The sequence below is a fragment of the Pseudomonas sp. SORT22 genome (genome assembly GCF_018417635.1).
Taxonomy (GTDB): domain Bacteria; phylum Pseudomonadota; class Gammaproteobacteria; order Pseudomonadales; family Pseudomonadaceae; genus Aquipseudomonas.
In genome coordinates, this window is sequence record NZ_CP071007.1 from 2265347 (window position 1) to 2290219 (window position 24873).

28 protein-coding genes and 1 tRNA gene are annotated in these 24873 nt (G+C 56.2%); 24 read left to right on the plus strand and 5 right to left on the minus strand.

Features of this window, described 5'->3' with window-relative positions:
• Window positions 1-9: 9 nt before the first annotated feature.
• From rbsK to JYG36_RS10540, 3 genes are all read left to right on the plus strand, one after another.
• On the plus strand, window positions 10-918 hold the full coding sequence (gene rbsK / locus JYG36_RS10530; RefSeq protein ID WP_213603839.1) for a ribokinase: 909 nt from the start codon (window positions 10-12) through the stop codon (window positions 916-918).
• Window positions 915-1319 carry a D-ribose pyranase gene (gene rbsD / locus JYG36_RS10535; protein ID WP_213603841.1) on the plus strand — a complete coding sequence of 135 codons (405 nt, stop codon included), beginning with the start codon at window positions 915-917 and terminating at the stop codon, window positions 1317-1319. Before rbsK ends, rbsD begins: the two co-directional genes overlap by 4 nt.
• A 72-nt stretch (window positions 1320-1391) precedes the next feature.
• Complete coding sequence (locus tag JYG36_RS10540; RefSeq protein WP_502937508.1) at window positions 1392-2363, plus strand: nucleoside hydrolase; 972 nt, start codon at window positions 1392-1394, stop codon at window positions 2361-2363.
• Here JYG36_RS10540 and JYG36_RS10545 read toward each other — a convergent pair.
• Window positions 2335-2547 carry a hypothetical protein gene (locus JYG36_RS10545; protein ID WP_195884595.1) on the minus strand — a complete coding sequence of 71 codons (213 nt, stop codon included), beginning with the start codon at window positions 2545-2547 and terminating at the stop codon, window positions 2335-2337. The genes JYG36_RS10540 and JYG36_RS10545 overlap by 29 nt on opposite strands.
• 191 nt (window positions 2548-2738) lie before the next feature.
• Here JYG36_RS10545 and JYG36_RS10550 point away from each other — a divergent pair, with 191 nt between their 5' ends.
• On the plus strand, window positions 2739-3041 hold the full coding sequence (locus JYG36_RS10550; RefSeq protein WP_093381147.1) for a hypothetical protein: 303 nt from the start codon (window positions 2739-2741) through the stop codon (window positions 3039-3041).
• Window positions 3042-3171: 130 nt separating this feature from the next.
• On the plus strand, window positions 3172-3489 hold the full coding sequence (locus JYG36_RS10555; RefSeq protein ID WP_045194542.1) for an I78 family peptidase inhibitor: 318 nt from the start codon (window positions 3172-3174) through the stop codon (window positions 3487-3489).
• Window positions 3490-3620: 131 nt separating this feature from the next.
• Here the strand turns inward: JYG36_RS10555 and JYG36_RS10560 are convergent, their stop codons facing one another.
• On the minus strand, window positions 3621-3833 hold the full coding sequence (locus JYG36_RS10560; RefSeq protein ID WP_007956027.1) for a cold-shock protein: 213 nt from the start codon (window positions 3831-3833) through the stop codon (window positions 3621-3623).
• A 163-nt stretch (window positions 3834-3996) separates the two neighbouring features.
• Window positions 3997-4299, minus strand: coding sequence for a hypothetical protein (locus JYG36_RS10565; RefSeq protein ID WP_082075393.1), 303 nt, complete (start codon window positions 4297-4299; stop codon window positions 3997-3999).
• Window positions 4300-4682: 383 nt separating this feature from the next.
• Here JYG36_RS10565 and thrS point away from each other — a divergent pair, with 383 nt between their 5' ends.
• The 15 genes from thrS to JYG36_RS26800 all read left to right on the plus strand — a co-directional run bounded on the left by thrS (window position 4683) and on the right by JYG36_RS26800 (window position 18825).
• The gene (gene thrS / locus JYG36_RS10570; protein ID WP_213603845.1) at window positions 4683-6605 is read left to right on the plus strand and encodes a threonine--tRNA ligase; all 1923 of its coding nucleotides are present in this window, start codon (window positions 4683-4685) and stop codon (window positions 6603-6605) included.
• Entirely contained in the window at window positions 6605-7156 is a 552-nt protein-coding gene (infC, locus tag JYG36_RS10575; protein WP_174242331.1) for a translation initiation factor IF-3, read from the plus strand. Before thrS ends, infC begins: the two co-directional genes overlap by 1 nt.
• Window positions 7157-7216: 60 nt before the next feature.
• On the plus strand, window positions 7217-7411 hold the full coding sequence (gene rpmI, locus JYG36_RS10580) for a 50S ribosomal protein L35 (protein WP_045194535.1): 195 nt from the start codon (window positions 7217-7219) through the stop codon (window positions 7409-7411).
• A gap of 29 nt (window positions 7412-7440) precedes the next feature.
• The gene (gene rplT, locus JYG36_RS10585; protein ID WP_010222414.1) at window positions 7441-7797 is read left to right on the plus strand and encodes a 50S ribosomal protein L20; all 357 of its coding nucleotides are present in this window, start codon (window positions 7441-7443) and stop codon (window positions 7795-7797) included.
• A 104-nt stretch (window positions 7798-7901) separates the two neighbouring features.
• On the plus strand, window positions 7902-8918 hold the full coding sequence (gene pheS, locus JYG36_RS10590) for a phenylalanine--tRNA ligase subunit alpha (RefSeq protein ID WP_038994580.1): 1017 nt from the start codon (window positions 7902-7904) through the stop codon (window positions 8916-8918).
• A 36-nt stretch (window positions 8919-8954) separates the two neighbouring features.
• Window positions 8955-11330, plus strand: a complete 2376-nt coding sequence (gene pheT, locus JYG36_RS10595) for a phenylalanine--tRNA ligase subunit beta (protein ID WP_213603847.1) — start codon at window positions 8955-8957, stop codon at window positions 11328-11330.
• A 3-nt stretch (window positions 11331-11333) separates the two neighbouring features.
• Window positions 11334-11636 carry an integration host factor subunit alpha gene (ihfA, locus tag JYG36_RS10600; protein ID WP_002553164.1) on the plus strand — a complete coding sequence of 101 codons (303 nt, stop codon included), beginning with the start codon at window positions 11334-11336 and terminating at the stop codon, window positions 11634-11636.
• Entirely contained in the window at window positions 11617-11973 is a 357-nt protein-coding gene (locus tag JYG36_RS10605; protein WP_010222411.1) for a MerR family transcriptional regulator, read from the plus strand. Before ihfA ends, JYG36_RS10605 begins: the two co-directional genes overlap by 20 nt.
• Before the next feature lie 106 nt (window positions 11974-12079).
• Window positions 12080-12156, plus strand: a tRNA-Pro gene (locus JYG36_RS10610).
• Between the two features lie 287 nt (window positions 12157-12443).
• A complete protein-coding gene (locus JYG36_RS10615; RefSeq protein WP_213603849.1) occupies window positions 12444-13955 on the plus strand; it encodes a GmrSD restriction endonuclease domain-containing protein in 1512 nt (503 codons plus the stop codon).
• Between the two features lie 31 nt (window positions 13956-13986).
• Entirely contained in the window at window positions 13987-14439 is a 453-nt protein-coding gene (locus JYG36_RS10620; RefSeq protein WP_213603851.1) for a hypothetical protein, read from the plus strand.
• A gap of 254 nt (window positions 14440-14693) precedes the next feature.
• Entirely contained in the window at window positions 14694-15908 is a 1215-nt protein-coding gene (locus JYG36_RS10625) for a type II restriction endonuclease (protein ID WP_213603853.1), read from the plus strand.
• Between the two features lie 608 nt (window positions 15909-16516).
• A complete protein-coding gene (gene dcm / locus JYG36_RS10630; RefSeq protein ID WP_213603855.1) occupies window positions 16517-17911 on the plus strand; it encodes a DNA (cytosine-5-)-methyltransferase in 1395 nt (464 codons plus the stop codon).
• Window positions 17912-18037: 126 nt separating this feature from the next.
• A complete protein-coding gene (locus tag JYG36_RS10635) occupies window positions 18038-18466 on the plus strand; it encodes a very short patch repair endonuclease (RefSeq protein ID WP_249744437.1) in 429 nt (142 codons plus the stop codon).
• A gap of 200 nt (window positions 18467-18666) precedes the next feature.
• The gene (locus JYG36_RS26800; RefSeq protein WP_502937516.1) at window positions 18667-18825 is read left to right on the plus strand and encodes a DUF3077 domain-containing protein; all 159 of its coding nucleotides are present in this window, start codon (window positions 18667-18669) and stop codon (window positions 18823-18825) included.
• 113 nt (window positions 18826-18938) lie between these two features.
• Here JYG36_RS26800 and JYG36_RS10645 read toward each other — a convergent pair whose 3' ends face one another.
• Window positions 18939-19901: a bifunctional GNAT family N-acetyltransferase/nucleoside diphosphate kinase regulator gene (locus tag JYG36_RS10645; RefSeq protein ID WP_213603858.1), complete on the minus strand. Its 963-nt coding sequence runs from the start codon at window positions 19899-19901 to the stop codon at window positions 18939-18941.
• A 426-nt stretch (window positions 19902-20327) separates the two neighbouring features.
• Between JYG36_RS10645 and JYG36_RS10650 the strand changes: the two genes are divergently transcribed.
• The 3 genes from JYG36_RS10650 (at window position 20328) to JYG36_RS10660 (ending at window position 21881) form a co-directional block, all read left to right on the plus strand.
• Entirely contained in the window at window positions 20328-20612 is a 285-nt protein-coding gene (locus JYG36_RS10650; RefSeq protein WP_213603859.1) for a hypothetical protein, read from the plus strand.
• Between the two features lie 24 nt (window positions 20613-20636).
• A complete protein-coding gene (locus JYG36_RS10655; RefSeq protein WP_213603860.1) occupies window positions 20637-20927 on the plus strand; it encodes a DUF3077 domain-containing protein in 291 nt (96 codons plus the stop codon).
• Window positions 20928-21029: 102 nt separating this feature from the next.
• Window positions 21030-21881 (plus strand): hypothetical protein, encoded by an 852-nt coding sequence (locus tag JYG36_RS10660; protein ID WP_213603861.1) that lies wholly within the window; start codon window positions 21030-21032, stop codon window positions 21879-21881.
• 88 nt (window positions 21882-21969) lie between these two features.
• Here JYG36_RS10660 and JYG36_RS10665 read toward each other — a convergent pair whose 3' ends face one another.
• A complete protein-coding gene (locus JYG36_RS10665; RefSeq protein ID WP_213603862.1) occupies window positions 21970-23313 on the minus strand; it encodes a hypothetical protein in 1344 nt (447 codons plus the stop codon).
• 112 nt (window positions 23314-23425) lie between these two features.
• On the opposite strand from JYG36_RS10665, the gene JYG36_RS10670 reads away from it, so the two are divergent.
• On the plus strand, window positions 23426-24691 hold the full coding sequence (locus tag JYG36_RS10670; protein ID WP_213603864.1) for a phospholipase D-like domain-containing protein: 1266 nt from the start codon (window positions 23426-23428) through the stop codon (window positions 24689-24691).
• The last annotated feature ends 182 nt before the right edge of the window (window positions 24692-24873 follow it).

Genomic DNA, 24873 nt, shown 5'->3' on the forward strand with positions numbered 1-24873 from the left:
AGCCCGCACATGCAAGCCAATGTAGTAGTGGTAGGTAGCCTGAACATGGACCTGGTGACGCGTGCCCAGCGCCTGCCGCGCGGCGGCGAAACCCTGGTGGGCGAAAGCTTCGTCACCGTGCCAGGCGGCAAGGGCGCCAACCAGGCGGTAGCGGCGGCGCGCCTGGGCGCGCAGGTGGCGATGGTCGGCTGCGTCGGTGACGACGCTTACGGCCAGCAACTGCGCCAGGCCCTGGCTGATGAACAGATCGACTGCCAGGCAGTGAGCATCGCTGCCGGGGTGTCCAGTGGCGTGGCGCTGATCGTGGTTGATGCCGCCAGCCAGAACGCCATCGTCATTGTTGCTGGTGGCAATGGCCAGTTGCTGCCCGAATCAGTACAGCGCTTCGACGCCTTGTTGCAAAACGCCGAGGTGATTATCTGCCAGCTGGAAGTGCCGATGGCCACCGTCGCCTACACCCTTGAGCGGGGCAGGGCGCTGGGCAAGACGGTGATCCTCAACCCGGCACCGGCCAGCGGCCCGCTGCCGGCCAAATGGTTTGCCCATATCGATTACCTGATCCCTAACGAAAGCGAAGCCGAAGCCCTGAGCGGGCTGCCGGTCAACGACCTGGACAGCGCCAAGGCGGCCGCCACGCGGTTGCTGGGCATGGGCGTTGGCAAGGTCATCGTCACCCTCGGTGCCCAGGGCGCGCTGTTTGCCGATGGCCAGGGGTTCAGGCATTTCCCGGCGCCAGTGGTGCAGCCGCTGGACACCACGGCGGCCGGCGACACCTTTGTCGGCGGTTTCGCCGCGGCCCTGGCGCGTGGCGAAGCGCAGGGCGCGGCAATTGCCTTTGGTCAGCGTGCAGCGGCCCTGTCGGTTACCCGCGCCGGTGCGCAGCCTTCAATCCCGCACTTGAGCGAGCTGCAGCCATGAAGAAGACGCCCTTGCTGAACATTGCCCTGTCGCGCCTGATCGCCTCCCTCGGCCATGGCGACATCCTGCTGATTGGCGATGCCGGTTTGCCGGTGCCGGCGGGGGTGGAGCTGATCGACCTGGCGCTGACCCCGGGTATTCCGGATTTCGCCAGCACCCTGCGCATTGTGCTGACGGAAATGCAGGTCGAAAGCCACGTGCTGGCGAAGGAAATCCTTCAGCATCAGCCGCCGGGCCTTACCGCCGTCGAGCAGTTGACCGCCCAGGGCGAACTGGGCGCCCGACGCCTGCTCAGTCACGAAGAGTTCAAGCAGTTGAGCCGCAGCGCCCGCGCCATCGTGCGCACCGGCGAGTGCCAGCCCTACAGCAACATTGCCTTGGTTGCCGGGGTGACCTTCTAGCTGTTCCATCTGATCATAAGGACGTGTCTTATGTTGAGCTGTGCCAAACGTTTGCTCCAAGGAGTGTTGCTGATGTCCGTGCTTTCGGCTGGCGCCCAGGCGGCGCCCATTGACCTGATTATCGATACCGACCCCGGCGCTGACGACGTGGTGGCGCTGTTCCTGGCCATGGCTTCGCCAGATGAACTGAAGATTCGCGCCATCACCACCGTGGCCGGCAACGTGCGACTCGAGAAGACCTCGCGCAATGCCCGCCTGGCTCGCGAATGGGCCGGGCGCGAAGACATTCCGGTATACGCCGGCGCGCCGAAACCGCTGGTGCGTACACCGATCTACGCCGCCGATATCCATGGCGAAGAAGGCTTGCCCGGGGTAACGGTCAGCGAGCCGCAGAAGGGGCTGGCCAACGGCAGTGCGGTGCGTTACCTGATCGACACCTTGAGCAGCGCCAAGCCGCACAGCATCACTATCGCCATGCTCGGCCCGCAGACCAACCTGGCTTTGGCGCTGATTGAAGCGCCGCAGATCGTCAATGGCATCAAGGAAGTGATCGTCATGGGCGGTGCCCACTTCAATGGCGGCAATATCACCCCGGTGGCCGAGTTCAACCTGTTCGCCGACCCTCACGCTGCCGAAGTAGTACTCAATAGCGGGGTCAAGCTCACCTACCTGCCGCTGGACGTCACCCACAAGGTGCTGACCAGCGAGGCGCGGCTCAAACAGATTGCCGACCTCAACAATGGGGCGAGCAAGCGCGTGGTGGATATCCTCAACGCCTACATCAAGCAGGACATGAAGCACTACGGCATGCCTGGCGGCCCGGTGCATGACACCACGGTGATTGCCTACCTGCTCAAGCCCGAGCTGTTCCGCGGCCGCCAGGTGTTCATGCAGGTCGACAGCCGCGACGGCCCGACCTTCGGCCAGACCATTACCGACTGGTACGGCACCCTGAAAGAGCCGGGCAACGTCACCTGGATTACCGAGGGGGATGCCCAGGGCTTTTTTGATCTGCTCAGTGCCCGTCTGGCACGACTGCCGTAGCTTCCTGAGGGGTGTAGCGTTCAAAGACCTGGTCGACGAAGCTGCGGGCGTTGCCTGAGCCAAGGTCTTTGACTAGAAGATCGATCGCGATCAGCATCAGTTCCTCGGCGCTGGCCGGGCTGTAGGCGCTCTGGCCCTCGGGCCATTTGACCTTGATGTCGGCATCGATGATGTGGCTTGTCATGAACATTCTCGAGTGAAACCTGCGCGCGCTGTCGGTTCAAATGCCGGGCCCTGGCGTTTGAAGGGGAGGCTGGCCTGCGCTCCGCCGATAGCTGCAGTAAATCATGGCCGCCGCCTGCATCGCACTGCGACTTAGGCATAAGCGCAGGGGCGTGGCAAACTATCGGTGTTTTAGCTTGCCGGGACAGCGCAGTGCAGATCGACCTCAACAACCCCAACGACTTTACCCTCGACAACGTCCGGGCCCTGCTGGTGGCCGGCAATGGTGCGGTTCACAACCAGCTGCGGGTCAATCACAAGGGCATCGCCTGGTTGTCCCAGGTCACCGGTGGCCGCGAACTGCAGGGCCTGTCCTTTCGTCTGGAAACCTGGGCGGCGGGCTCCGGTTGTGTCGGCCCGCAGGTGGCCGATGACGAGCGCTGGATACGCCAGGTGTACAACGCCCTGAGAAATAACTGGCCCAAACCTGCCAGCGATTACATCGACCTGTATTGAGCTTGCGCAAAATCCGGTCACGATTAGCCTTGGCCTAGAGCGCTCTGGCTCGGGCACAATGGTCCGGTTTTGCAACGAAAAACCAGGAGTGCTGTCACATAGGCAGCATTCAAGTATTTAAGGAGGATTCATGTTCCGCACGCGTGCATCATTGGTAAGCCTGTTGGCTGTCGCCGTATTGGCAGGTTGCAGCAGCACTGGCGGCTCTTCGTCGAAGGCCCCGCAGGCTACTGCCAACACCGATGGCCGTTGCCAGGCCAGCGGCGCCGAGTTCGCCATCGGCAAGCCGGCCACCCCCGAGTTGCTCGAGCAGGCGCGTAAAGCCAGCGGCTCGCAACTGGCCCGTGTGCTCAAGCCTCACGACGTCATGACCCTGGAATACCGCTCCGAGCGCCTGAACCTCAACGCCGACGAACAAGGCGTGATCACCCGCGTAAACTGCGGCTAAAACGGTCTCTGTGGGAGCGGGCTTGACCCGCGATAGGGCCATTACTGGTTCTATCGCGGAGCAAGCCCGCTCCCAAATCCCAGGCACAAAAAAACCCGCCACAAGGACGGGTTTTTTTATTCGGTCAGATCTTACTCTGGACGAACTTGTGCAGCCTGCATGCCCTTCTGGCCTTTTTCGGCAACGAAGGAGACAGTCTGGCCTTCCTTCAGGCTTTTGAAACCGTCGGTTTCGATAGCCTTGAAGTGAACGAACAGGTCGTCGCCGCCACCTTGTGGAGTGATGAAGCCGAAGCCTTTCTCATCGTTGAACCATTTTACGGTGCCGGTTTGGCGATTAGACATGGGTGTATCTCCAGGAAACATGATTTTCAGTAGTGCGGTGTTGCCGAGGCCAACAGGGTGCACGCCGACCATCATAGTCTAATTATGGGCTTGTAGCCCCTTTTACCTTCGCAGATTGCTGATCTGGAGCAAATTAGCGATGGATAACTGGCCAAAGGCCCTATTATTTCGGGTTTTTCGGGCCGCAGACCGCTGCAATATTTTTTTGCGCGCGCTCCATTACTGCCGCATCAACGCCATCCTCCAGGGTATCCAGGTCTTTCATCTCTTTGTCGCTGAGATTTTTCTGGAGCACGTCTCCGGCGCATTTGCAGTGCTGTTCGGCTTTATCCTTTGCCAGGCCTTGCTTCTGCGCCTGCGCTACGCAGGTCGACTGGTAGTTGCCGGGCAGTTTGCCAGCATGGGCTCCCAACGGCAGCAGCAGGGCAGAGGCAGCCGCCAGGGCCAGAAGAGACTGAAGTCGCATAACCAAACACTCCTTGGGGTCGAGTCTCACAAGAGTAGGACGCTTCACAAACTCTGAGCGGAAAAAATCCGCGCAAGTTCACCGCCAAAGCTCAATTTGCGAATATTTCTGCCCAGCCGGTCAATCTGCCCGCAATCGCCCGAAAGCTTTGTGCTAGCATGCTGGCCTTGAGCTCGCCGCCGGCTGTTTCTTGCAGCTTGCAGCTTGCAGCTCCCAACTGTTTTTTACTATTCCAGTCACTCTGGTTCGTTCCCTGGCAGGCCTTCGGGCTTCTGCCACTGTGAGGCAGGCTTTGCTTGTGCAAAGACAGGGGCGGATCGCGTACTGGCTCATCCCAACCCACGTGACCTTTGGTAGGGGTCACCACTAGGAGAGGAGGCGCCATGCCCATTATTACTCTTCCCGATGGCAGTCAACGTTCATTCGACAAGGCAGTTTCGGTTGCCGAAGTCGCCGCATCCATTGGTGCGGGCCTCGCCAAAGCCACCGTCGCCGGCAAGGTCGACGGCAAGCTGGTCGACGCCTGCGACCTGATCGAGAACGATGCCAGCCTGCAAATCATCACGCCCAAGGACGAAGAGGGGCTGGAGATCATCCGTCACTCGTGCGCCCACCTGGTCGGCCACGCGGTCAAGCAGCTGTACCCGACTGCGCGCATGGTCATCGGTCCGGTCATCGATGAAGGCTTCTATTACGACATCGCCTACGAGCGTCCTTTCACGCCCGAAGACATGGCGGCGATCGAACAGCGCATGCAGCAGCTGATCGACACCGAATACGACGTCATCAAAAAAGTCACTCCGCGCGCCGAAGTGATCGAAGTGTTCAAGACCCGCGGCGAAGACTACAAGCTGCGCCTGGTCGAGGACATGCCGGATGAACAGGCCATGGGCCTGTACTACCACGAAGAATACGTCGACATGTGCCGCGGCCCGCACGTGCCGAACACCCGTTTCCTGAAATCCTTCAAGCTGACCAAGCTGTCCGGCGCCTACTGGCGCGGCGACGCTAAAAACGAGCAGCTGCAGCGCGTCTACGGCACCGCCTGGGCCGACAAGAAGCAGCTGGCTGCTTACATTCAGCGCATCGAAGAAGCAGAAAAACGCGACCACCGTAAAATCGGCAAGCGCCTGGGCCTGTTCCACCTCCAGGAAGAAGCGCCGGGCATGGTGTTCTGGCACCCGAACGGCTGGACCCTGTACCAGGTACTCGAGCAGTACATGCGCAAGGTTCAGCGCGACAACGGCTACCTGGAGATCAAGACTCCGCAGGTTGTTGACCGTTCGCTGTGGGAAAAGTCTGGCCACTGGGCCAACTACGCCGACAACATGTTCACCACCCAGTCGGAAAACCGCGACTACGCCATCAAGCCGATGAACTGCCCATGCCACGTGCAGGTGTTCAACCAGGGCCTGAAGAGCTACCGCGAGCTGCCGCTGCGTCTGGCCGAGTTCGGTGCCTGCCACCGTAACGAGCCGTCGGGCGCGCTGCACGGCATCATGCGTGTGCGTGGCTTTACCCAGGACGACGCGCACATCTTCTGCACCGAAGAGCAGATGCAGTCCGAATCCGCTGCCTTCATCAAGCTGACCATGGATGTCTACGCCGACTTCGGCTTCAAAGACATCGAAATGAAGCTCTCGACCCGCCCTGAAAAGCGCGTCGGTTCCGATGAGCTGTGGGATCGCGCCGAAGCCGCACTGGCCGCCGCCCTCGACAGCGCCGGCCTGCCGTACGACCTGCAGCCGGGCGAAGGGGCCTTCTACGGGCCGAAGATCGAGTTCTCGCTGAAGGATTGCCTTGGCCGCGTCTGGCAGTGTGGTACCCTGCAGCTCGACTTCAACCTGCCGATCCGTCTGGGCGCAGAATTCGTCTCCGAAGACAACGGCCGCAAGCATCCGGTGATGCTGCACCGTGCAATCCTCGGTTCGTTCGAGCGTTTCGTCGGAATTCTCATCGAGCATTACGAAGGTGCATTCCCGGCCTGGCTCGCGCCAACCCAGGCGGTGATCATGAATATCACCGACAAGCAGGCCGAATTCGCCCAGAATGTTGAAAAAACTCTCAATGAAAGCGGGTTCCGTGCCAAGTCCGACTTGAGAAATGAGAAAATCGGCTTTAAAATCCGCGAGCATACTTTGCTCAAGGTCCCTTACCTTTTGGTTATAGGGGATCGCGAAGTCGAAACGCAAACCGTCGCTGTGCGTACTCGTGAAGGCGCTGACCTGGGCTCGATGCCCGTCGCTCAATTCGCTGAATTCCTCGCTCAAGCGGTTTCCCGGCGTGGTCGCCAAGAATCGGAGTAATTACTATTAAGCGTGAAATGAGAAACGATAAACGAGCTGCACCGAAGGCCCCGATCAACGAGAATATCTCGGCACGCGAGGTTCGGTTAATTGGCGCTGACGGCGAGCAGATTGGCATCGTCTCGATTGATGAAGCGCTTCGTATCGCTGAAGAAGCGAAGCTGGACCTGGTAGAGATTTCTGCCGACGCAGTACCGCCTGTCTGCAAGGTCATGGACTACGGCAAGCACCTCTTCGAAAAGAAGAAGCAAGCTAACGAGGCCAAGAAGAATCAGAAGCAGGTCCAGATTAAAGAAATCAAGTTTCGTCCAGGGACGGAGGAGGGGGATTACCAGGTAAAACTACGCAACCTGGTACGTTTCCTGAGTGATGGGGACAGGGCCAAGATTTCCTTGAGATTTCGCGGTCGTGAGATGGCCCACCAGGAGCTGGGTATGGAACTGTTGAAGCGGGTCGAAACTGACCTTTTGGAATACGGTTCCGTCGAACAGCATCCTAAGATGGAAGGACGCCAGCTGATCATGGTCATCGCACCCAAGAAAAAGAAATAACCACCAGGGCACGGCAGGCCTTGCGGTTATGTTTATCAACTGAATGCGGAGTATCCGAACATGCCAAAAATGAAAACCAAAAGCGGTGCGGCCAAGCGTTTCTTGAAAACGGCTAACGGCATCAAGCACAAACACGCTTTCAAGAGCCACATCCTGACCAAAATGTCGACCAAGCGTAAGCGTCAACTTCGTGGTAGCAGCTTGCTGAACCCGTCGGACGTGGCAAAAGTCGAGCGCATGCTGCGCCTTCGTTAATTTTTGGTTCTAGATAGAGGAAGTTACTCATGGCTCGTGTAAAGCGTGGCGTCATCGCTCGTAAGCGTCACAAGAAAATTCTGAAACTGGCTAAAGGCTACTACGGCGCTCGCTCGCGCGTATTCCGTGTTGCCAAGCAAGCGGTCATCAAGGCAGGCCAATACGCCTACCGCGACCGTCGTCAGAAAAAACGTCAGTTCCGCGCTCTGTGGATCGCTCGTATCAACGCTGGTGCGCGTATCAACGGTCTGTCCTACAGCCGCCTGATCGCTGGCCTGAAAAAAGCGTCGATCGAAATCGACCGCAAGGTTCTGGCCGATCTGGCAGTGAACGAAAAAGCGGCGTTTGCTGCGATTGTCGAGAAAGCTAAAGCCTCGCTGGCTTAAGTACCCCCGACAATCACCTGGCGTCATTTCCGGCGCCTGGTGTTAAACGTCTTAATAGGGGAAGAGCCTGCGCTCTTCCCCTATTTCGTATCTGGAGTCTGTACATGGAAAACCTGGACGCGCTGGTCTCCCAAGCCCTGGAGGCCGTGGAACGCGCTGAAGACATCAATGCCCTGGAACAGATCCGGGTGCAATTCCTTGGCAAGAAAGGCGAACTGACCCAGGTGATGAAGACCCTGGGCAACCTGCCAGCCGAAGAGCGGCCGAAAGTCGGTGCGCTGATCAACGACGCCAAGGAACGCGTCACCGAGGTCCTCAACGCGCGCAAAGCGGCGTTTGAAGAGGCCGAGCTCAGCGCCCGACTGGCCGCCGAGTGCATTGATGTAACCTTGCCGGGCCGTGGACAGACCTCCGGTGGTCTGCATCCGATCACCCGTACCCTGGAACGCATCGAGCAGTTCTTCACCCACATCGGCTACGGCATTGCCGAAGGCCCTGAGGTCGAAGACGACTACCACAACTTCGAAGCGCTCAACATTCCCGGCCACCACCCGGCCCGGGCAATGCACGACACCTTCTATTTCAATGCCAACATGCTGCTGCGTACCCACACCTCGCCGGTGCAGGTGCGGACCATGGAGTCCACTCAGCCGCCCATCCGCATTGTCTGCCCGGGCCGCGTTTACCGCTGCGACTCGGACCTGACCCACTCGCCGATGTTCCACCAGGTCGAAGGCCTGTTGATCGATCGCGACATCAATTTCGCCGACCTCAAAGGCACCATCGAAGAGTTCCTGCGGGTGTTCTTCGAAAAAGAGCTGGCGGTACGTTTCCGTCCGTCGTTCTTCCCCTTCACCGAGCCTTCGGCTGAAGTCGACATCCAGTGCGTGATCTGCAGCGGCAAAGGTTGCCGTGTGTGCAAGCAGACCGGCTGGCTGGAAGTCATGGGCTGCGGCATGGTTCACCCGAACGTGCTGCGCATGTCCGGCATCGACCCGGAAGAGTTCCAGGGCTTTGCCTTCGGCATGGGCGCCGAGCGCCTGGCCATGCTGCGTTACGGCGTCAACGATTTGCGCCTGTTCTTCGACAACGACTTGCGGTTCCTTGCGCAATTTCGCTAGGTCGCGCACCCGTAACGAATCTTTCAGGAGAGCAGGATGAAATTCAGTGAAAAGTGGCTGCGCGGTTGGGTCAACCCGCAGGTATCCCGTGACGATCTGGTCGCCCGTCTGTCGATGGCCGGCCTTGAGGTCGACAGCGTCACCCCGGCCGCCGGCCAGTTCAGCGGCATCATCGTCGGTGAGGTGCTGAGCACCGAACAGCACCCCGATGCCGACAAGCTGCGCGTGTGCCAGGTCAGCAATGGCAGCGAGACCTTCCAGGTAGTGTGCGGCGCGCCCAACGTGCGCCCTGGCCTGAAGATCCCGTTCGCGATGATCGGCGCCGAACTGCCGGGCGACTTCAAAATCAAGAAAGCCAAGCTGCGTGGCGTTGAATCCAACGGCATGCTCTGCTCGGCGGCCGAGCTGCAGATCAGCGAAGAAAACGACGGCCTGCTGGAACTGGCGGCTGACGCCCCGGTTGGCACCGACATTCGCCTGTACCTGGACCTGGACGACGCCAGCATCGAGATCGGCCTGACCCCGAACCGTGGCGACTGCCTGTCGCTGGCCGGCCTTGCTCGCGACGTCGGCGCCCTGTACGACGTACCGGTGACCCGTCCGCAAGTGCCGGCTGTTGCCGCCACTCACGACGAAGTGCGCCCGGTTGAAGTGCTGGCACCGGCTGCCTGCCCACGCTACCTGGGCCGCGTTATCCGTAACGTCGACCTGACCCGGCCGACCCCGCTGTGGATGGTCGAGCGCCTGCGTCGCTCCGACCTGCGCAGCATCGACGCTGCCGTCGACATCACCAACTACGTGATGCTCGAGCTCGGCCAGCCGATGCATGCCTTCGATCTCGCCGAAATCAACGGCGGCATCCGCGTGCGCATGGCCGAAGAGGGCGAGAAGCTGGTACTGCTCGACGGCCAGGAAGTCACCCTGCGCCCCGATACCCTGGTCATCGCCGACCACAGCCGCGCCCTGGCCATCGCCGGTGTGATGGGCGGTGAGCACAGTGGCGTTGCCGCGGGCACCCGCGACATCTTCCTCGAGAGCGCTTTCTTCGAGCCGATTTCCGTGGCTGGCAAGGCCCGTTCCTACGGCCTGCACACCGATGCCTCGCACCGCTACGAGCGCGGCGTCGACTCGCAACTGGCCCGCGAAGCCATCGAGCGCGCTACCGGCCTGCTGCTGGAGATCGTCGGCGGCGAAGCGGGCCCGGTGATCGACGTCACCAGCGAAGCGCACCTGCCCAAGGTGGCCCCGGTCACCCTGCGTGCCGAGCGCCTGACCCAGATGCTGGGCATGGAAATGGCCAGCGCCGAGGTCGAACAACTGCTCAACGGCCTGGGCCTGAAAACCACCGCCGGCGAAGGCCAGTGGCAGGTTGAAGTACCAAGCCATCGCTTCGACATCAGCCTGGAAGTCGACCTGATCGAAGAACTGGCGCGCCTGTACGGCTACAACCGCCTGCCAGTGCGTTACCCGCAAGCGCGCCTGGCCCCGCAAGCCAAGGCCGAGGCCCGTGGCGAACTGCCAGCGCTGCGCCGCCTGCTGGTGGCCCGTGGTTACCAGGAAGCCATCACCTACAGCTTCATCGACCCGAAACTGTTCGAGCTGTTCAGCCCGGGCGTCGAGCCGCTGCTGCTGGCCAACCCGATCTCCAACGACATGGCGGCCATGCGTGCCTCGCTGTGGCCGGGCCTGGTCAAGTCGCTGCAGCACAACCTCAACCGTCAGCAAGACCGCGTGCGCATGTTCGAAAGCGGCCTGCGCTTCGTCGGCCAGCTGGGCGACCTCAAGCAGCAGCCGATGCTCGCCGGTGTGGTCTGCGGCAGCCGCCTGCCGGAAGGCTGGGCCAACGGCCGTGACAGCATCGACTTCTTCGACGTGAAAGCCGACGTTGAAGCGGTACTGGGCTTCTCTGGCTCGCTCGCCGAGTTCACTTTTGTTGCGGGCCAACACCCGGCGCTGCACCCGGGCCAAACCGCACGCATCGAGCGCGACGGTCGCGAAGTCGGCTACCTGGGTGCCATCCACCCGGAGCTGGCCAAGACCCTGGGCCTGGATCGTCCGGTGTACGTGTTTGAGCTGGTGCTGGGTGAAGTGGCCGAAGGCCGCCTGCCGAAGTTCAGCGAACTGTCGAAATTCCCGGAAGTGCGTCGTGACCTGGCCTTGGTCGCAGGACGTGATGTTGCTTCGAGCTCGGTGCTTGAAGTAATTCGTGACAATGCAGGCGAATGGCTCACAGACCTCAGGCTGTTTGATGTTTATCAGGGTAAAGGCATTGATCCTGATAGAAAAAGCCTGGCCGTCGGCTTGACCTGGCAGCATCCATCGCGCACTCTTAATGATGAAGAGGTGAATACTGCAACCCAGAACATCCTCACCTCGCTCGAACAAAGGTTGAACACCACGTTAAGGAAATAGCGTATGGGTGCTCTGACGAAAGCTGAGATGGCCGAACGGCTGTACGAGGAGCTGGGCCTGAACAAGCGCGAGGCCAAGGAATTGGTCGAGCTGTTCTTTGAGGAAATCAGGCACGCTCTTGAAGACAACGAGCAGGTCAAATTGTCCGGATTCGGCAATTTCGACCTGCGCGACAAGCGCCAGCGGCCGGGCCGCAACCCCAAGACCGGGGAAGAAATCCCGATCACGGCGCGTCGGGTCGTCACCTTTCGTCCAGGGCAGAAGTTGAAAGCCCGAGTTGAGGCCTATGCTGGAACCAAGTCATAACGACGAGCTTCCGCCGATTCCAGGCAAACGCTACTTCACCATTGGTGAAGTGAGTGAGCTTTGCGCGGTAAAACCGCACGTGCTCCGCTACTGGGAGCAGGAATTCCCGCAACTCAACCCGGTAAAGCGCCGCGGTAACCGGCGGTACTATCAGCGCCAGGACGTGCTGATGATCCGCCAGATCCGCGCGCTGCTGTACGACCAAGGCTTCACCATCGGCGGGGCGCGTTTGCGCCTCTCTGGCGACGAAGCCAAGGACGACACCACCCAGTACAAGCAACTGATCCGGCAGATGATTGTCGAGTTGGAAGACGTGTTGGTGGTGCTGAAGAAGTAGCCCTTATCGGGCCCGGAATTTTGGAAAAAATGCTTCCATAATTCAAAAGGTTAGGGTACATTCTTCAACGTTCTCAGCAACCAGGGGAACATGCTTCAAGCCCAGTCGGGGCGTAGCGCAGCCCGGTAGCGCACTTGCATGGGGTGCAAGGGGTCGAGTGTTCGAATCACTCCGTCCCGACCATTATTTAGAACGACTAAGCCACCTTCGGGTGGCTTTTTTGTTGCTTAAATTTATGCTCAGAAAATAGTTCACAGTTTTTTGCTATCTTTATCTCCCATTCGTGGGGTCAAAGCACCGGTATCTTTCTCTCGATCGCTAGCTGAGCGTCACCTAGCTTAAGAATGTGCCTTCTCTCGGTCTTGAGTTACCAGAAAAATAATGGCACTTTGCTCTTATGAGCTCGTCTGGCATTTTGATAGCCTACGGTTTGTGCATCCTGTGGAATGGATAGTCTTGGATGTGTTGATGTGGGCGAGCTGGTTTTTGTTAAGAGTGCCATTCTGGAGCTGGCCAGAGGTCGCCAATCTAGAGTGGTTAACTTTGATAACTATCGAAATTATTGGTATGCCATGGATATTGTAAGGAAAAAACTGAGCCCAAATGATGTGGGCGCTACTGGTGCTCATCAAAGCGGTATTTTAATACCAAAATCTGATGCTAGAGGGGCGTTGTTTCCTGAGCTGGATCTCAGTGTTAAAAATCCTGATTCCATCTTGCTGTGTATAGATGAAGATGGAATAGAGCGAAGCTTTCGATTTGTTTATTACAATAACAAACATACTGATAATGGGACTAGGGATGAGTATCGCATCACTTGTGTTGCCGAGTATTTTCAGGATGTTGCTGCTAAAGAGGGTGATGTTTTAGAAATCTCTAGAGATAAATATTCTTCGGTTTATGAGATTAAAATATTGAGGGGGCTTATTGTGGGTGAGGTTTTTGAGTTTGATAATACTGAGATTCCTGAGTCGGAAGAGCAGGATATTGTGCAGTATCAGATTACGAGTTATCCGGCTGATATGACAATCAGTGGGTATCTTGAAAAGGACAGGCAGGACCAGTTGATAATTCCAGATTTTCAACGAAACTACGTTTGGGATCAAGTAAAGGCAAGTAAGCTCATAGAGTCCTTCATGCTTGGTCTGCCTGTGCCTGGCGTTTTTCTTTATAAGGATAGGAAGAGTAACAAGCTGCTGATAATTGACGGGCAGCAACGGATTACATCTGCGCTAAGGTTCATGAAGGGGGCTTTCGGGGAGAAATTGTTTCGCTTGAAGGGGGTGCATAGTAAATGGGAGGGGAAGACATTTGAAGAGTTGGAAGAGTCAGATAGATTTCAGATAAGTGACACTGTCTTGCGCGCTACGATCATTCAGCAGCTGGATCCTCATGATGATTCGAGTATCTACTATATATTTGAAAGATTGAATACCGGGGGGATAAACCTGAACCCTATGGAGGTTCGTCGCTGTGTCTATTATGGTGATTTCATTCGGCGGTTAGAAAATATGAACTTGAATTCGTCTTGGAGGAAGATTCTCGGTACGGATGAGCCAGATAAACGAATGCGAGATGTTGAGCTTGCTTTGCGTTGCGTAGCGCTATGGAAATCTTGGCGGCAATATGAAAAGCCTATGAAAGGTTTTCTTAATAAGTTTCTAATAGATCTGAAGAATAAAGCTAAGCTTGAGTTGGTTGCTGAGCTTGATGAAATCGAAAGTGGTTTTAATAGAGCCTGTGAGGATATTGTTGATGCACTTGGAGAGAAACCGTTCAATGTGTATGGGCGTCTAAATTTTGCTTTACTTGACTCTATGTTTGTTGCAGTTTCCCAAGGGTGTGACGCGAATTCTTTAAAAGAAAAATTTGATAGCCTTTTGGCGAACATTGAATATGAGGCAATGTGTCGCATGAGCACTAGCGATGAAAAAAATGTGCATGGTCGTATTAATTTGGCACTAGAAGTAATTGGTAGGTAGCCGAATGTCTAGCCGATTACTGAAAACTACCTTGGCCTACGAGAATACAAAGCAATTTCTTGACGGTGCCGCCGATGTGGGTTGGGAGATATCTTCATATCTAACGCAGCATATCTTGATACTTCTAAGTGCTGAGGTTCAGCAGGAGATTTATAAGATCGCGGATGAGCGCAGTCAGGTGATAAGTGATGATAGTATTAAGAGTTTCATGTCCTCAACGACAAAGCAATTGATTCGAAGTGTTGGCAAGACCGATTTGTCCAAATTTATTGGATACTTTGGTCAAGGTGCAAAAGACGAATTTAATCGGGCGTTGGATGAGAGGGCCGTAACTGTTTATGCTAGTGCTTTGTCAAAGAGGCATGATATTGCTCATAAAGGTACTTGTAATGCTACATTTGCTGAGCTTGAAGAAACAATAAAATGCGCTGATCAGGTTTTGGTTGCGTTAGAGAGTGCAGTGCATAGAACAGCTGCGAGATAGGTTTATTTGACGTTTCTATATGGGCGCCACTCGTGTCTTTTGGATGTGTTGTTAATTGTGAGTTAGAGCGCCGGCTTCGTGAAAAAGATAGTTCGCTTTGTTTTTTTGTCGTGGGCAGGTGTGAGAGGTTAATGTAGGGTGTTAGCATTTGTTAGAATAAGAAATATGTTCAAGGTGAGGCACTCGAATCAGTATGCGTGCGAACCTGTAGGGCAAACGTTACTTCGATTTCTATACTGGTCAGAACCTTTACTATGACAAGCTTTTCTCAATGGATTGACGGCAAGAGCCGTGACGACTGGTGGATCTACGTCAAACGACTTTCTGCCAATGATACTGGGTTGACTGGCGGCCATGGGGTTGGCGTTTATCTGCCAAAGTCTATCGTTAACGTAGTGCTGCCCTCAATTTCCGTTACTGGATTTCTAAATCCCGATTGCAATGTCAAGGCTCAGGTTACCTCCCATAGTTTTCCGGAGCAGACGCTGCGCGGAATCTATTACAATAATTCCTTTTTTGGAAAGTCACGCAATGAGCACCGCCTGACGAGGTGGAACACGGACGTCAAGGACAACCCTGTCCAGGACCCAGAAAACACAGGGGCACTGGCGTTCTTTGCCTTCTACACTCCCAGTGTCGCTAAAGATGCAGAATTTCTGGATGTTTGGATATGTAAGAACCTCGAGGAAGAAGAGCTTGTAGAGCACCAGATTGGAGAAGTAGTTCCCGGTACTTGGCTTTTCGACAGAGGAGACAATTTGTTCGCGGGTGTCGTTAATTTCCCAGATATAGAGCCTAGCAGTGTGATCATTCCACCAGCTTGGGCGAGCGATTTCCCAAGCGCGGAGGAAGTTATAGTCCACTTATTAACTGCATTTCGCTTTGTAAAAACGACGCCTGATGAGCTTATCATCGAAAGGCGCTATAACGAGTACAAGCTATTTCGTCAGATTGAAGAACTTCATATACTCAGTCAGGTGCGGAAAGGGTTTGGCTCGGTGGATGAGTTTATGCGACTGGCAAATTCGGTTAGTAATCGCCGCAAGTCAAGATCGGGGAAGTCGCTTGAAATTCATCTAGAGCATTTATTTCGAAAATTTGGTCTCACGGCGTTTAGTGCGCAATGTAAAACAGAAGGTAATAAGCGCCCAGATTTCATCTTCCCTTCCTGCTCTGCCTATCATGACCTCGATTACCCTGGTCAAGATTTGCGTATGTTGGCTGTAAAGACGACCTGCAAAGACCGCTGGCGTCAGATTCTGAACGAAGCTGACAGAGTGGAAAAAATCCATCTGTTCACACTTCAAGAGGGAGTATCTCCTCACCAATTTTCAGAAATGACAGGTAAGAATGTTGTTTTGGTTGTTCCAGAGCCTTTGCATAAGAAGTACCCTGAACAAGTGCGGCCCAATTTGATGACTCTTAACAGATTTATCGCCGAAACAAAAAATCTTGACCCCATAGGCTAAGAACTTTCAAAGTTGGTCATGAGTGCATCAATAACTCAGATTCTTGGTTTTGGTCCCCAGGAATGGTTGCTAATGCACGACTTTTTGTAACGGCTTATCTTAGACTGTGACCAGTCGTCCTATGCAGGGCTATTGGTCCGGTTGCCATGCCGAGCGCTGTGGCATTGAACTTGATGCGCTTGGTCGTCCCAACCGAATCTAGGACAGTTTCCAGTGCGGGGCGGATCTGTTTTTCGAGTGTGTCGACACGACTCTGGTGTCGATTATGCTGTGATCCCACCGTCCACAGCTAGCAAAGAGGGCACGTGTTCTCCAGCCATCCTATCCTGGCTCCTATTTATCCCAGATGATCCCGGTGCAGCCCAGCTTTAAGAAGCAACGATGTAATCAACGTCTAACTGATCGTGCCCAGCGTTGGTGCTTATGCGTCACGGTAGATACAAAGTTCTCGACCAATCAGTGGTGCTGAGCGCTTCACTGTGTTTATATACAGTTATAGGTCCGCTATGCTCCCAGTGAGGTCGTGCATTCAGATTTTGCGCGCTTTTTTGGGGGGAAAGGGATAGACTAGTGATCGCTTGTCACAGATTTGACCCAGAGAAAATGCCGTGAACACATTGACGTCCCCTAGCCACCCAAACGACTCGTCCGATCTGGACCTACTCCACAAATTGCTGGAGATCTATGACCAAGGATTCATCGCCGAGACGCTGAACTCGGTGACGCCGGGGCATTGGTGCAGAGAAACCGTGAATCGGTGGTCAAAAGGCAAGGCGTCCCCCAAGCTCTCACACATTGAGTTCGACCGGTTAAGTGGTCTGCTGCCGAAACCAAAAGGTGGTGAGAGGGCTTTCAAGTTTATTGATCTGTTTGCCGGAATAGGCGGCATTCGCAAAGGCTTTGAAGCTATCGGAGGGGAGTGCGTATTTACCTCAGAATGGAACGAGTACGCTGTCCGAACCTATAAAGCCAACCATTACTCTGATCCGGATCGGCATACATTTAACCGGGATATCCGTGAGGTTACTCTGTCGGGCAATCTCGAAGTTGCTGAGGACGAGGCCTACAGGCACATCGACGAACACATCCCCGATCACGACGTCCTTCTGGCCGGATTTCCTTGTCAACCGTTTTCATTGGCGGGGGTCTCGAAGAAGAACTCATTGGGAAGAAAGCACGGTTTTGAGTGTGACACGCAAGGTACGCTCTTCTTCGATGTTGCCCGGATTTTACAGGCCAAGCGCCCGGCAGCTTTTTTGCTTGAGAATGTTAAAAACCTCAAAAGTCACGATAAGGGCAATACATTTCGCATTATCTGCGAGACCCTGGAAGAGCTCGGGTATGTAGTTGCGGATGTTGACGCACCGAAAGGCAGCGACCCGAAAGTTATTGATTCAAGGCATTTTCTTCCACAACACCGTGAGCGCATTGTGCTAGTAGGCTTCAGGAAGGACCTTGATGTTCACCAAGGCTTCACCCTCAAAGCTATTGAGCAATACTACCCTGCGTCACGTCCTTCCTTCGGAGACCTGCTCGATAAAGATGTGAACAGTAAGTATGTGCTGACACCCAAGCTGTGGGAGTATTTGTATCGCTACGCCCAGAAGCATCGCGAGAAGGGTAATGGCTTCGGTTTTGGATTGACGCGTTCCACAGATGTAGCGCGGACTTTATCGGCACGCTACCACAAGGATGGTTCAGAGATTCTGGTTGATCGGGGCTTCAATGATCTGGCAGATTTCTATTCCCCAGAGAACCAGATGAACCGGCCTCGGCGCTTGACTCCTACGGAATGTTCCCGCCTCATGGGCTTTGACAAGCCGGGTGAGAGTAAATTTGTCATTCCTGTCTCTGATACTCAGGCTTATCGACAATTTGGTAATTCAGTTGCTGTGCCGGTGTTTGAGGCTGTTGCCCGATTAATGAAGGGCCGGATCATGGCTGCTAAAGCCAAGACAGACGAGGCTGAAATAGGCCAGATGAAACTTGATATAGCGGAGTAGTCCATCATCACCTTGCCTATGCTGGTTACTCGGCTAAGGGTACGGTGAGTTCGATTCTGTTCACTTTGCACGGATCACGGGGGATGTTTGGTAGACGTAGTTGGCCCAGCAACGCGCTCCAGAATGATGGCCGGTATTAAAGGGAAGGATACCAGCCCCGAAGTGCTTATCCGGAAAGGACTACATGCACGCGGTTTTCGTTTCCGCCTTCATGCAAAGGAATTGCCGGGTCGACCTGATTTGATATTTCCGAGGTATAAGGTTGTGATACTTGTCCACGGCTGCTTTTGGCATGGCCACACCTGCAGGTACTTCAAAGTACCCAAAACTCGTCCTGAATTCTGGCTCGACAAAATTGGCAAAAACCAGGCACGAGATGCATTGCAGATTGGCCTTCTAAGAAAAGCGGAGTGGAGGGTGCTGGTGATATGGGAGTGTGCGGTGCGACTTATGGTCAAAGAGAAGACCTCAACTCTGATCGACGAAATATCGGACTGGATCAAGGTGGGGGGAGAGTACGCCGAGTTTGATGAGCTAGTACGAAAACTCTCGTAACCGCTTTAAAAATTATACCTGATTCTGACCAGTCATCCGCATATAGAAAGGCTCCTGGTGATTGGATGAGGATTCGCCGTTGTAGCTCAAGACAGTAGGCATCGGTACATTCGCTGAAGGCGAGAGCGGGGCAGGCGCTGAGCGGTTGTTTCGAACCGGGGCACGGTGCGGCGTTTGTGCTGGAGCAGGTTTCGATCATGATGGGCTGTGCGCACCAACTGACGTTGCAAGCCGGCCTTGAGCAGGAAGGTACGTCTACGCGAGCAGCGCATTATCTGGCGGGGATACCCAATGCGCTGTTTGAGGATGTGGCCCATTGCATGGTCGTTGAGTCGGGGGCCGGACAGGGCGCAGGTTGATCTCGCGAGTAGCACGCTGCGTAGTCCTGCGGTCAGTACGAGGGTTTGCATCAGGCACGGAAAGCCTTGGGGATCTTCGCGCCTGATGGACGAACACTGAGCTAAAGGTTCAATTACAGGTGGAAATCGCCCGCAGCCTCCGGCTGGTAAAGCACTTTCCTGATCCCGATCCGGCGGGTGCGGTCAGAAACTCGCCAGTCGATGGCGTCCCCCTCCTGGTAGCCGAGGATGGCGGCGCCGATGTCGGAGCACACGGAGTACTTTCCGGCGCTGCTGTCGGCGTCTTCAGGGTAGACCAGGGCCACTTCGATCTCTTCGTCGTCCAGCTGCAGCAAGGCCCTGGAGTTCATTGTGACGACATTGCGCGCCACCTGCTGCGGTGTGACGACGATGGCTCTCTCAAGCTCATGTTCGAGCTCAACAACGGCCGGGCCTTGCTCGAGCGCGATCAGGCTCTCCAGCCTGGCCTTGTCGATTTCGGTGATGTAGATCTCCGTGGAGTCGGCCACGGCACCTTCGCGCAAGAACTGCAGATAGCGCGCCGCCGTCATGGAAAATGACTGCAATGTCGGTGTTTCGCTTTCAAGCAGAAAACCGCTGCGCACAAAGGCTTTCAGCGAGCGGGTGTTGTCGGGGTGGATCTTGGCGATGAGCTTCTCGGCGCGCATGTCGAGGAAGGCCAGTTTCATGCCTTCGCGGATTGTGCGGGCGCCAAGGTTTCGGCCCCATTTGTCGCTGTCTCCGATGACCAGGACGATTTCGCAATTGGAGCCGGTCTTGATCAGGCGGACAAAGCCCACCGGGGCGTCATGCCGGTCGTAGGCCATGAAGAATCGGCCGCCCCGGTTGAATAGATGGGTCAGGATCGGCAATTGGGTCCGATCGATAACTTGCTCGATGGAGCGGGAGACATGACGCGAATCGCTCAAGTAGCAGGTAACGCGCTCATCTTCCAACCAATCCATGAGCGTCAGTGCGTGTGCCCGAGTAATTTCCGGGCACAGCGAAATGAAAGGCTTGTTCATCTTCACCACAGTTATTTGGAAAGAATGAAAGCCCTTCATGGCTATGGCCATGACGGTTCTTTCGGCAACCGGCCATTTTATGGCAAAACGCTAGTGAATGGCGAACAGCCTGCGCACTCTGGCAGGCGCTGCCGTTCTTTTCGATGACCTTGCCGATGAACATCCGCCCCTCAAATTCTTCAGAATTTCCTGATTCCCTGTAGTCCATTTCCCAATCATACTCGCACCGCCTTTAAGCCATTGCAGTGGTTCCTTTGGCGCTCTAGTCTCCGCCAGTCGTTGCCAATTCAACGACCGGTTTTGACAGACCGAATTCAAAGTGAATCCGCATGTGCTCGCGTTATGGCGGCTGTACGTGGGGCACCTTCGTGTGCGCCGGGTTTTCCTTTGCTTTGCCGGTCTGTCAACCCACGTATGGCTGCCACCTTTTGTTTGACAGCAAATGTGTGGCGGCTCCGTAAAGCAAAGGAGTTCGTAATGTTAAAAATCGTCCCCGACCCACCTCACCACCCCAACCAGTCCCTCGAAGACCTCCTGGTCCAGACCTCCGAATACCTGGTCCGCGCCCAGACCATCGCCCGACAATCCGTCCTGCTTCATCCCAAAGCTCCCGACCAGGTCCTCACCTTGGCGACCCTGCATGAAATCGAACACGCCTGGGCTCTGGTCGAAGTGGCCTTGAGCAAGGTGCAGTCGCGCCACAGAGTTGCCAATCAGCAGGCGCCCGCGTTGCTGACGAAATCCCTTGGCAACGCGGGCTAGCGATTTCAGCAGGAGGACCTGTCAATGGATGAGGACTTGAAAGCAGCCAGCACCTATAAGACCGCTGGCATCGCGGCCTTCGGTGAAGGCGAAAGTGGGCATTCCACACAAAGGCTGTTCCGCGTCGAGCCCGGCCACAGTGCGGCGTTCGCTCTGGAGCAGTCGTCGCTGCTGATGGGCTGCGTAAACCGGCTGACCCTGCAAGCCGGCATCGAGCACGACCCCAAGCTGACCTGGGCGGCGCATTACCTTAGCGGCATGGCCAAAGCTCTGGTGGAGGATGTGGCTCACGCCATGCTGGACCGGCCGCAATGATGCGCTGATTGGCGCCAATCAAGGTGTGCTTGCATAGATGGCTAGCAATTCGCCATTTCGCGGGAACGCCTTGATTTCCAAGCCATTGTGAAAGGACCTCTCATGCCTAGTGCCAACCAGACCATTGCCGACGCGGTGGCCAACGCCCAGTCGATTCTTGCTCAATGGGTTCCGTCAGAGGGCATAAGCGCCGAGCAGGCGCTGGATGAGTTGTTGGGGGTGCTGGACAACCGTACGTTGCTGGCCGCGCAGCGGGTGCAGGCAGGGCCGTATCACAAGGGGGTCGATCCGCAGCTGTTGGACCAGCGCTCGAAGGTGACCTTCGATCTGCTTTACAAGTATGGCGTGCTGGTTGATCCAGAGTCGTTGAGCGATGAGGTGGTTGAGCGTCTGTATCCGCGTGTCAATTACCCGCGACTGGCCTACGGCGCCACCTTGCGCGACTGGAGCGATGCGGTGTTGGGCGAAGGCGAGCAGGTGCGCTTCTTTCTGCCGCAGTCGCCCAAGCGCAACACCCATTTGGCCACGGTGCAGTACCTCAGCGGTGAGGCTAAAAGCTTTATCGGCGAGTTGGTGCGGGCGGTTGAGATTGAGGGGGAACCAGGTTCGGACGCGGCCTCTACAGAGGTAACGGCCAGGGTCGAGGATGAAGACTTCGCGCCAGAGTTTTTGGCCGAAGCACAGCCAGCGTTTGCGCTGACCGAAGAGGCCGAGGCGATTACTGCGGGCGGGCAGCGCGGGCTCAATACCTTGCATTCACTGATAGAAATGGGTGAAGAAGATGCGCGCTGGTCGCCAGCGGTGGTGGAGTGTATCGGCAAGCTGCTGGACAAGCATGACGGTGATGAGGAGATGGACACCCTGGAGGCGATGATCCAACTGGTGGACCGCTTGGACCCGATGGTACGCAAGGCTCGCGAGGTGCTGGATAAGGCTCGAGCTGAGTCGGCCTGAGTGTTGGGAGGACTGACGAGCGCGAATTCGTGATGTAGGGGCGGGTGTCCGAGCGCTCAGTGCTCGGTCACCCCTGTATATCGTTAACTCAGTCCTGCGCCTCGTCTTCAAGCAAACGCAGCACCAGCGGCTCGATATCCAAAGTGCCTTTATCAGTAGCGTCCAGCAACTCCAGGTTCAACACCCAGTGTTTTTTCCCACGGCTCACTAGCTGAATCACCCCGAGGTCCTCAAGGATCGCAGCCAGGCGGCTCGACTCCGGCACCCGCTGTTGCCGGTTGATTGCCTGGTAGTAAGCGGTGCCGATGCCTGCTTCGCTGGTGCCAGCCGGCACGCCGTCGGCACTGTTGGCCAGGGGGAATTGCCCGCGACCGAACTGCTGCCACAGGTAGTTGAGAGTGTCGTTGATTACCTGCAGCGGGTAGCGGGTGATACTCGTGCCGCGGGCTTCGAAGCCCTGATCGGTTAGGCGATAGAGAAAAGCCTTGCGCTGTTTGGGCGTCCAGCCTTCAGTCCAGCCGACCGTTGGTGCGATCATCGCGCTCTGGCTGGTAGCCTTTGGCTGCGAATTTGTCACCGTACCGCCGCCCAGGTCGTAGCCGATCATGAACAACGCCGCTTCCAGGCGTCGCAACGGGCTGCTGCCTGTACCGTCGTCTTGGTTGAAGCCGCTGTGCTTTGCATTGTCATGGGCAAGTACCGCCGCGAGTATCTGGCTGGCGCGGATGTTCCACTGCGCGTGCAGCGTACCGCCCTGCAGCGGCGGGAACTGCAAGTTGCCCTGGGACGGATCGCGCTGTTTGGAGATGCCCTTGTTCGGCCTGGCCGACGCCCAGGGGAAGGCCAGGTGGGGCGGTACCTGGGTAAGTTCAGGCTTGACCTGCTTGCAAAACTTCACCACTGCCCAACCCAGCGCGGCAGCAACGCGGCTGTCGTAGATCACCAACTGCTTGCAGATCAGCGAGTAGACCTTGGTCATGCCGGCGTTGAAGCGCAGCTCGGGGTCCAGTAGCAGTTGATGGTGCAGAGCACCGCTGTCGATTGCGTCGCGGGTGTCGATCAACAGCTGGGCCAAGCCCTCGGCATTGTTGGTCAGCCAACTGACGTTACCGTTTTGTACGCCACCCCAGATCATCACATCAATGGCTGCGCGGCTGGCGGCGAGGTCTTCAGGCGCGGGCGCCAGGGCGCGTTGCAGTTGCTGCTCAAGCGCCGTCAGTGCGCGGGTGTTACTGGTGATGTCGCTGCCCTTGTCGATGTCCAGGTGCGCAATCGCCGGGTGCGGCCAGTGGTAGGTTTCATAGGCGTTGAACAGGCTGCTGCAGTGCCAGGGCTCGCCACTCATGCGGTTCTGGTAGCCGTGGGCGAGGGTGGCGTTGTCCAGGTTGGCGCTCATCCATGCAATGAAGGCGTCGAGCAGGGGCTGGGCCATGGCGGTTTCCTTGTAGGGCGGCTTGGGCGTGCAAGGGGCGGGATTTTGGGCTAATCGGTTGATAGTGGCAATGTAGTATTGTCGGCAGAGATTCGTACAAGGAAGCCGACGATTGAAGTTCACTAGCAATATTGTGCCGCTGATAAAAGAACAGCTGCAAAACGACAAGGTTGATCTGAAGATTTTCTCGCCGTACCTGACCGGTTCGGCCGCGCTGGAAATTGCCCAGCTGGGTAAAAGCGCCAAGGTTTATACGTTGGTCAATGTGCAGGTGCTTGCCTCGGGCGCTTCGAATTGCGACACCATCAAAACCCTATTGGACAATGAGATCCCGGTCTACGTATTGCCCAAACTTCACGCGAAGATGGTCGTTGCCAAGGACCGCTTTGTGACCTTGGGCAGCCAGAATTTTACCGAGCGGGGTGCGACTGCAAACCTTGAAACCAACATTCGCGTTCGTGGGGTCAGCAAGGGCGTGCAGGCGTTGGTGGCGAAGATGGAACGCCAGGCCACCTTGCTGACGCCAGGCTTTTTGGAGTCGGTGAATAAAGCTGCGCAGGCGCTGGCTGGCGAATACAAGGCGTTGCGTGAGCAGGCCGACAAACTGGATCGCGACTTGATTGCTGCCGAGAAATCGCGCGCAAGTGTGCAACGCGGCGAGCGGGCAATCGATGCCGAGGTTCGCTCGGAGTTGGCCAAGCGGCCGCAGTCCAACCCCAGAAAGTGCACCATCGTTTCGCGCTACGATGAAAAAAACGCCAAGCTTCAACACTCGTTGAAAGGCGAAGAGCTGTTGACCTGGTCCGTCGGCAAGGCCCCCCACGAGCTCAAACCTCAGCACCGCTATTTGTGTATATCCGGTGCCGGCAAGCTCGGCTGGGTCAGGGTGAACAGGACGGTGTACTCGTTCATCGAAAACCAGATCGATATGGAAAAGGGCGAAATCAGAGGTCAGGTGCAGTGGGAGGTTGGCGTTGATGCAACCGAGCAGGCGTGCAAGGCGAGGAGGGGCGGGTACAACTTGCGTGTGGCGGTTGCTGACCACCAGGGTAATGAGCTGTGCCATGTGTTCATGCGCTACAACACCGAAGACCTTGATATTGATCCTGCCGTCTTGCTCAGGAGCACAGACACGCCCAAAGCGCCGATTGCCGAGCGACGCAAGGCAGCCGAATGGATCAACGCCAATACGCAGAGCTTCAAGGAAGATATCAAGCGAATTATCACGACACCGTTCAAGTTCCAGGAAAAACTGACCGGCGATCGAGCGGACAAGTTCTTCGGCGGTGATGGAACTTCGCACCTGCTCTGCCTGGTCGAACTGAGCTCAAACGTAGCGTTACAGGTGATTGACCCGGTGGAAACAATGGCTGGGTAACAGGTCTACAAGCGCTCTCAGGGTTTCTTCCTACAAGGTATTGTTTTCATTCTTATTTTGAGTTTGTAGGACGACATAACCGGCAAAAATACACTTCTGAAACGTTGATTTTTAGCTGCTAAAACTAGGCCGCTCAAGCGCCTGCAACCTTCGGGTTTGCAGGCGCTTTCACGTTTCAGGAG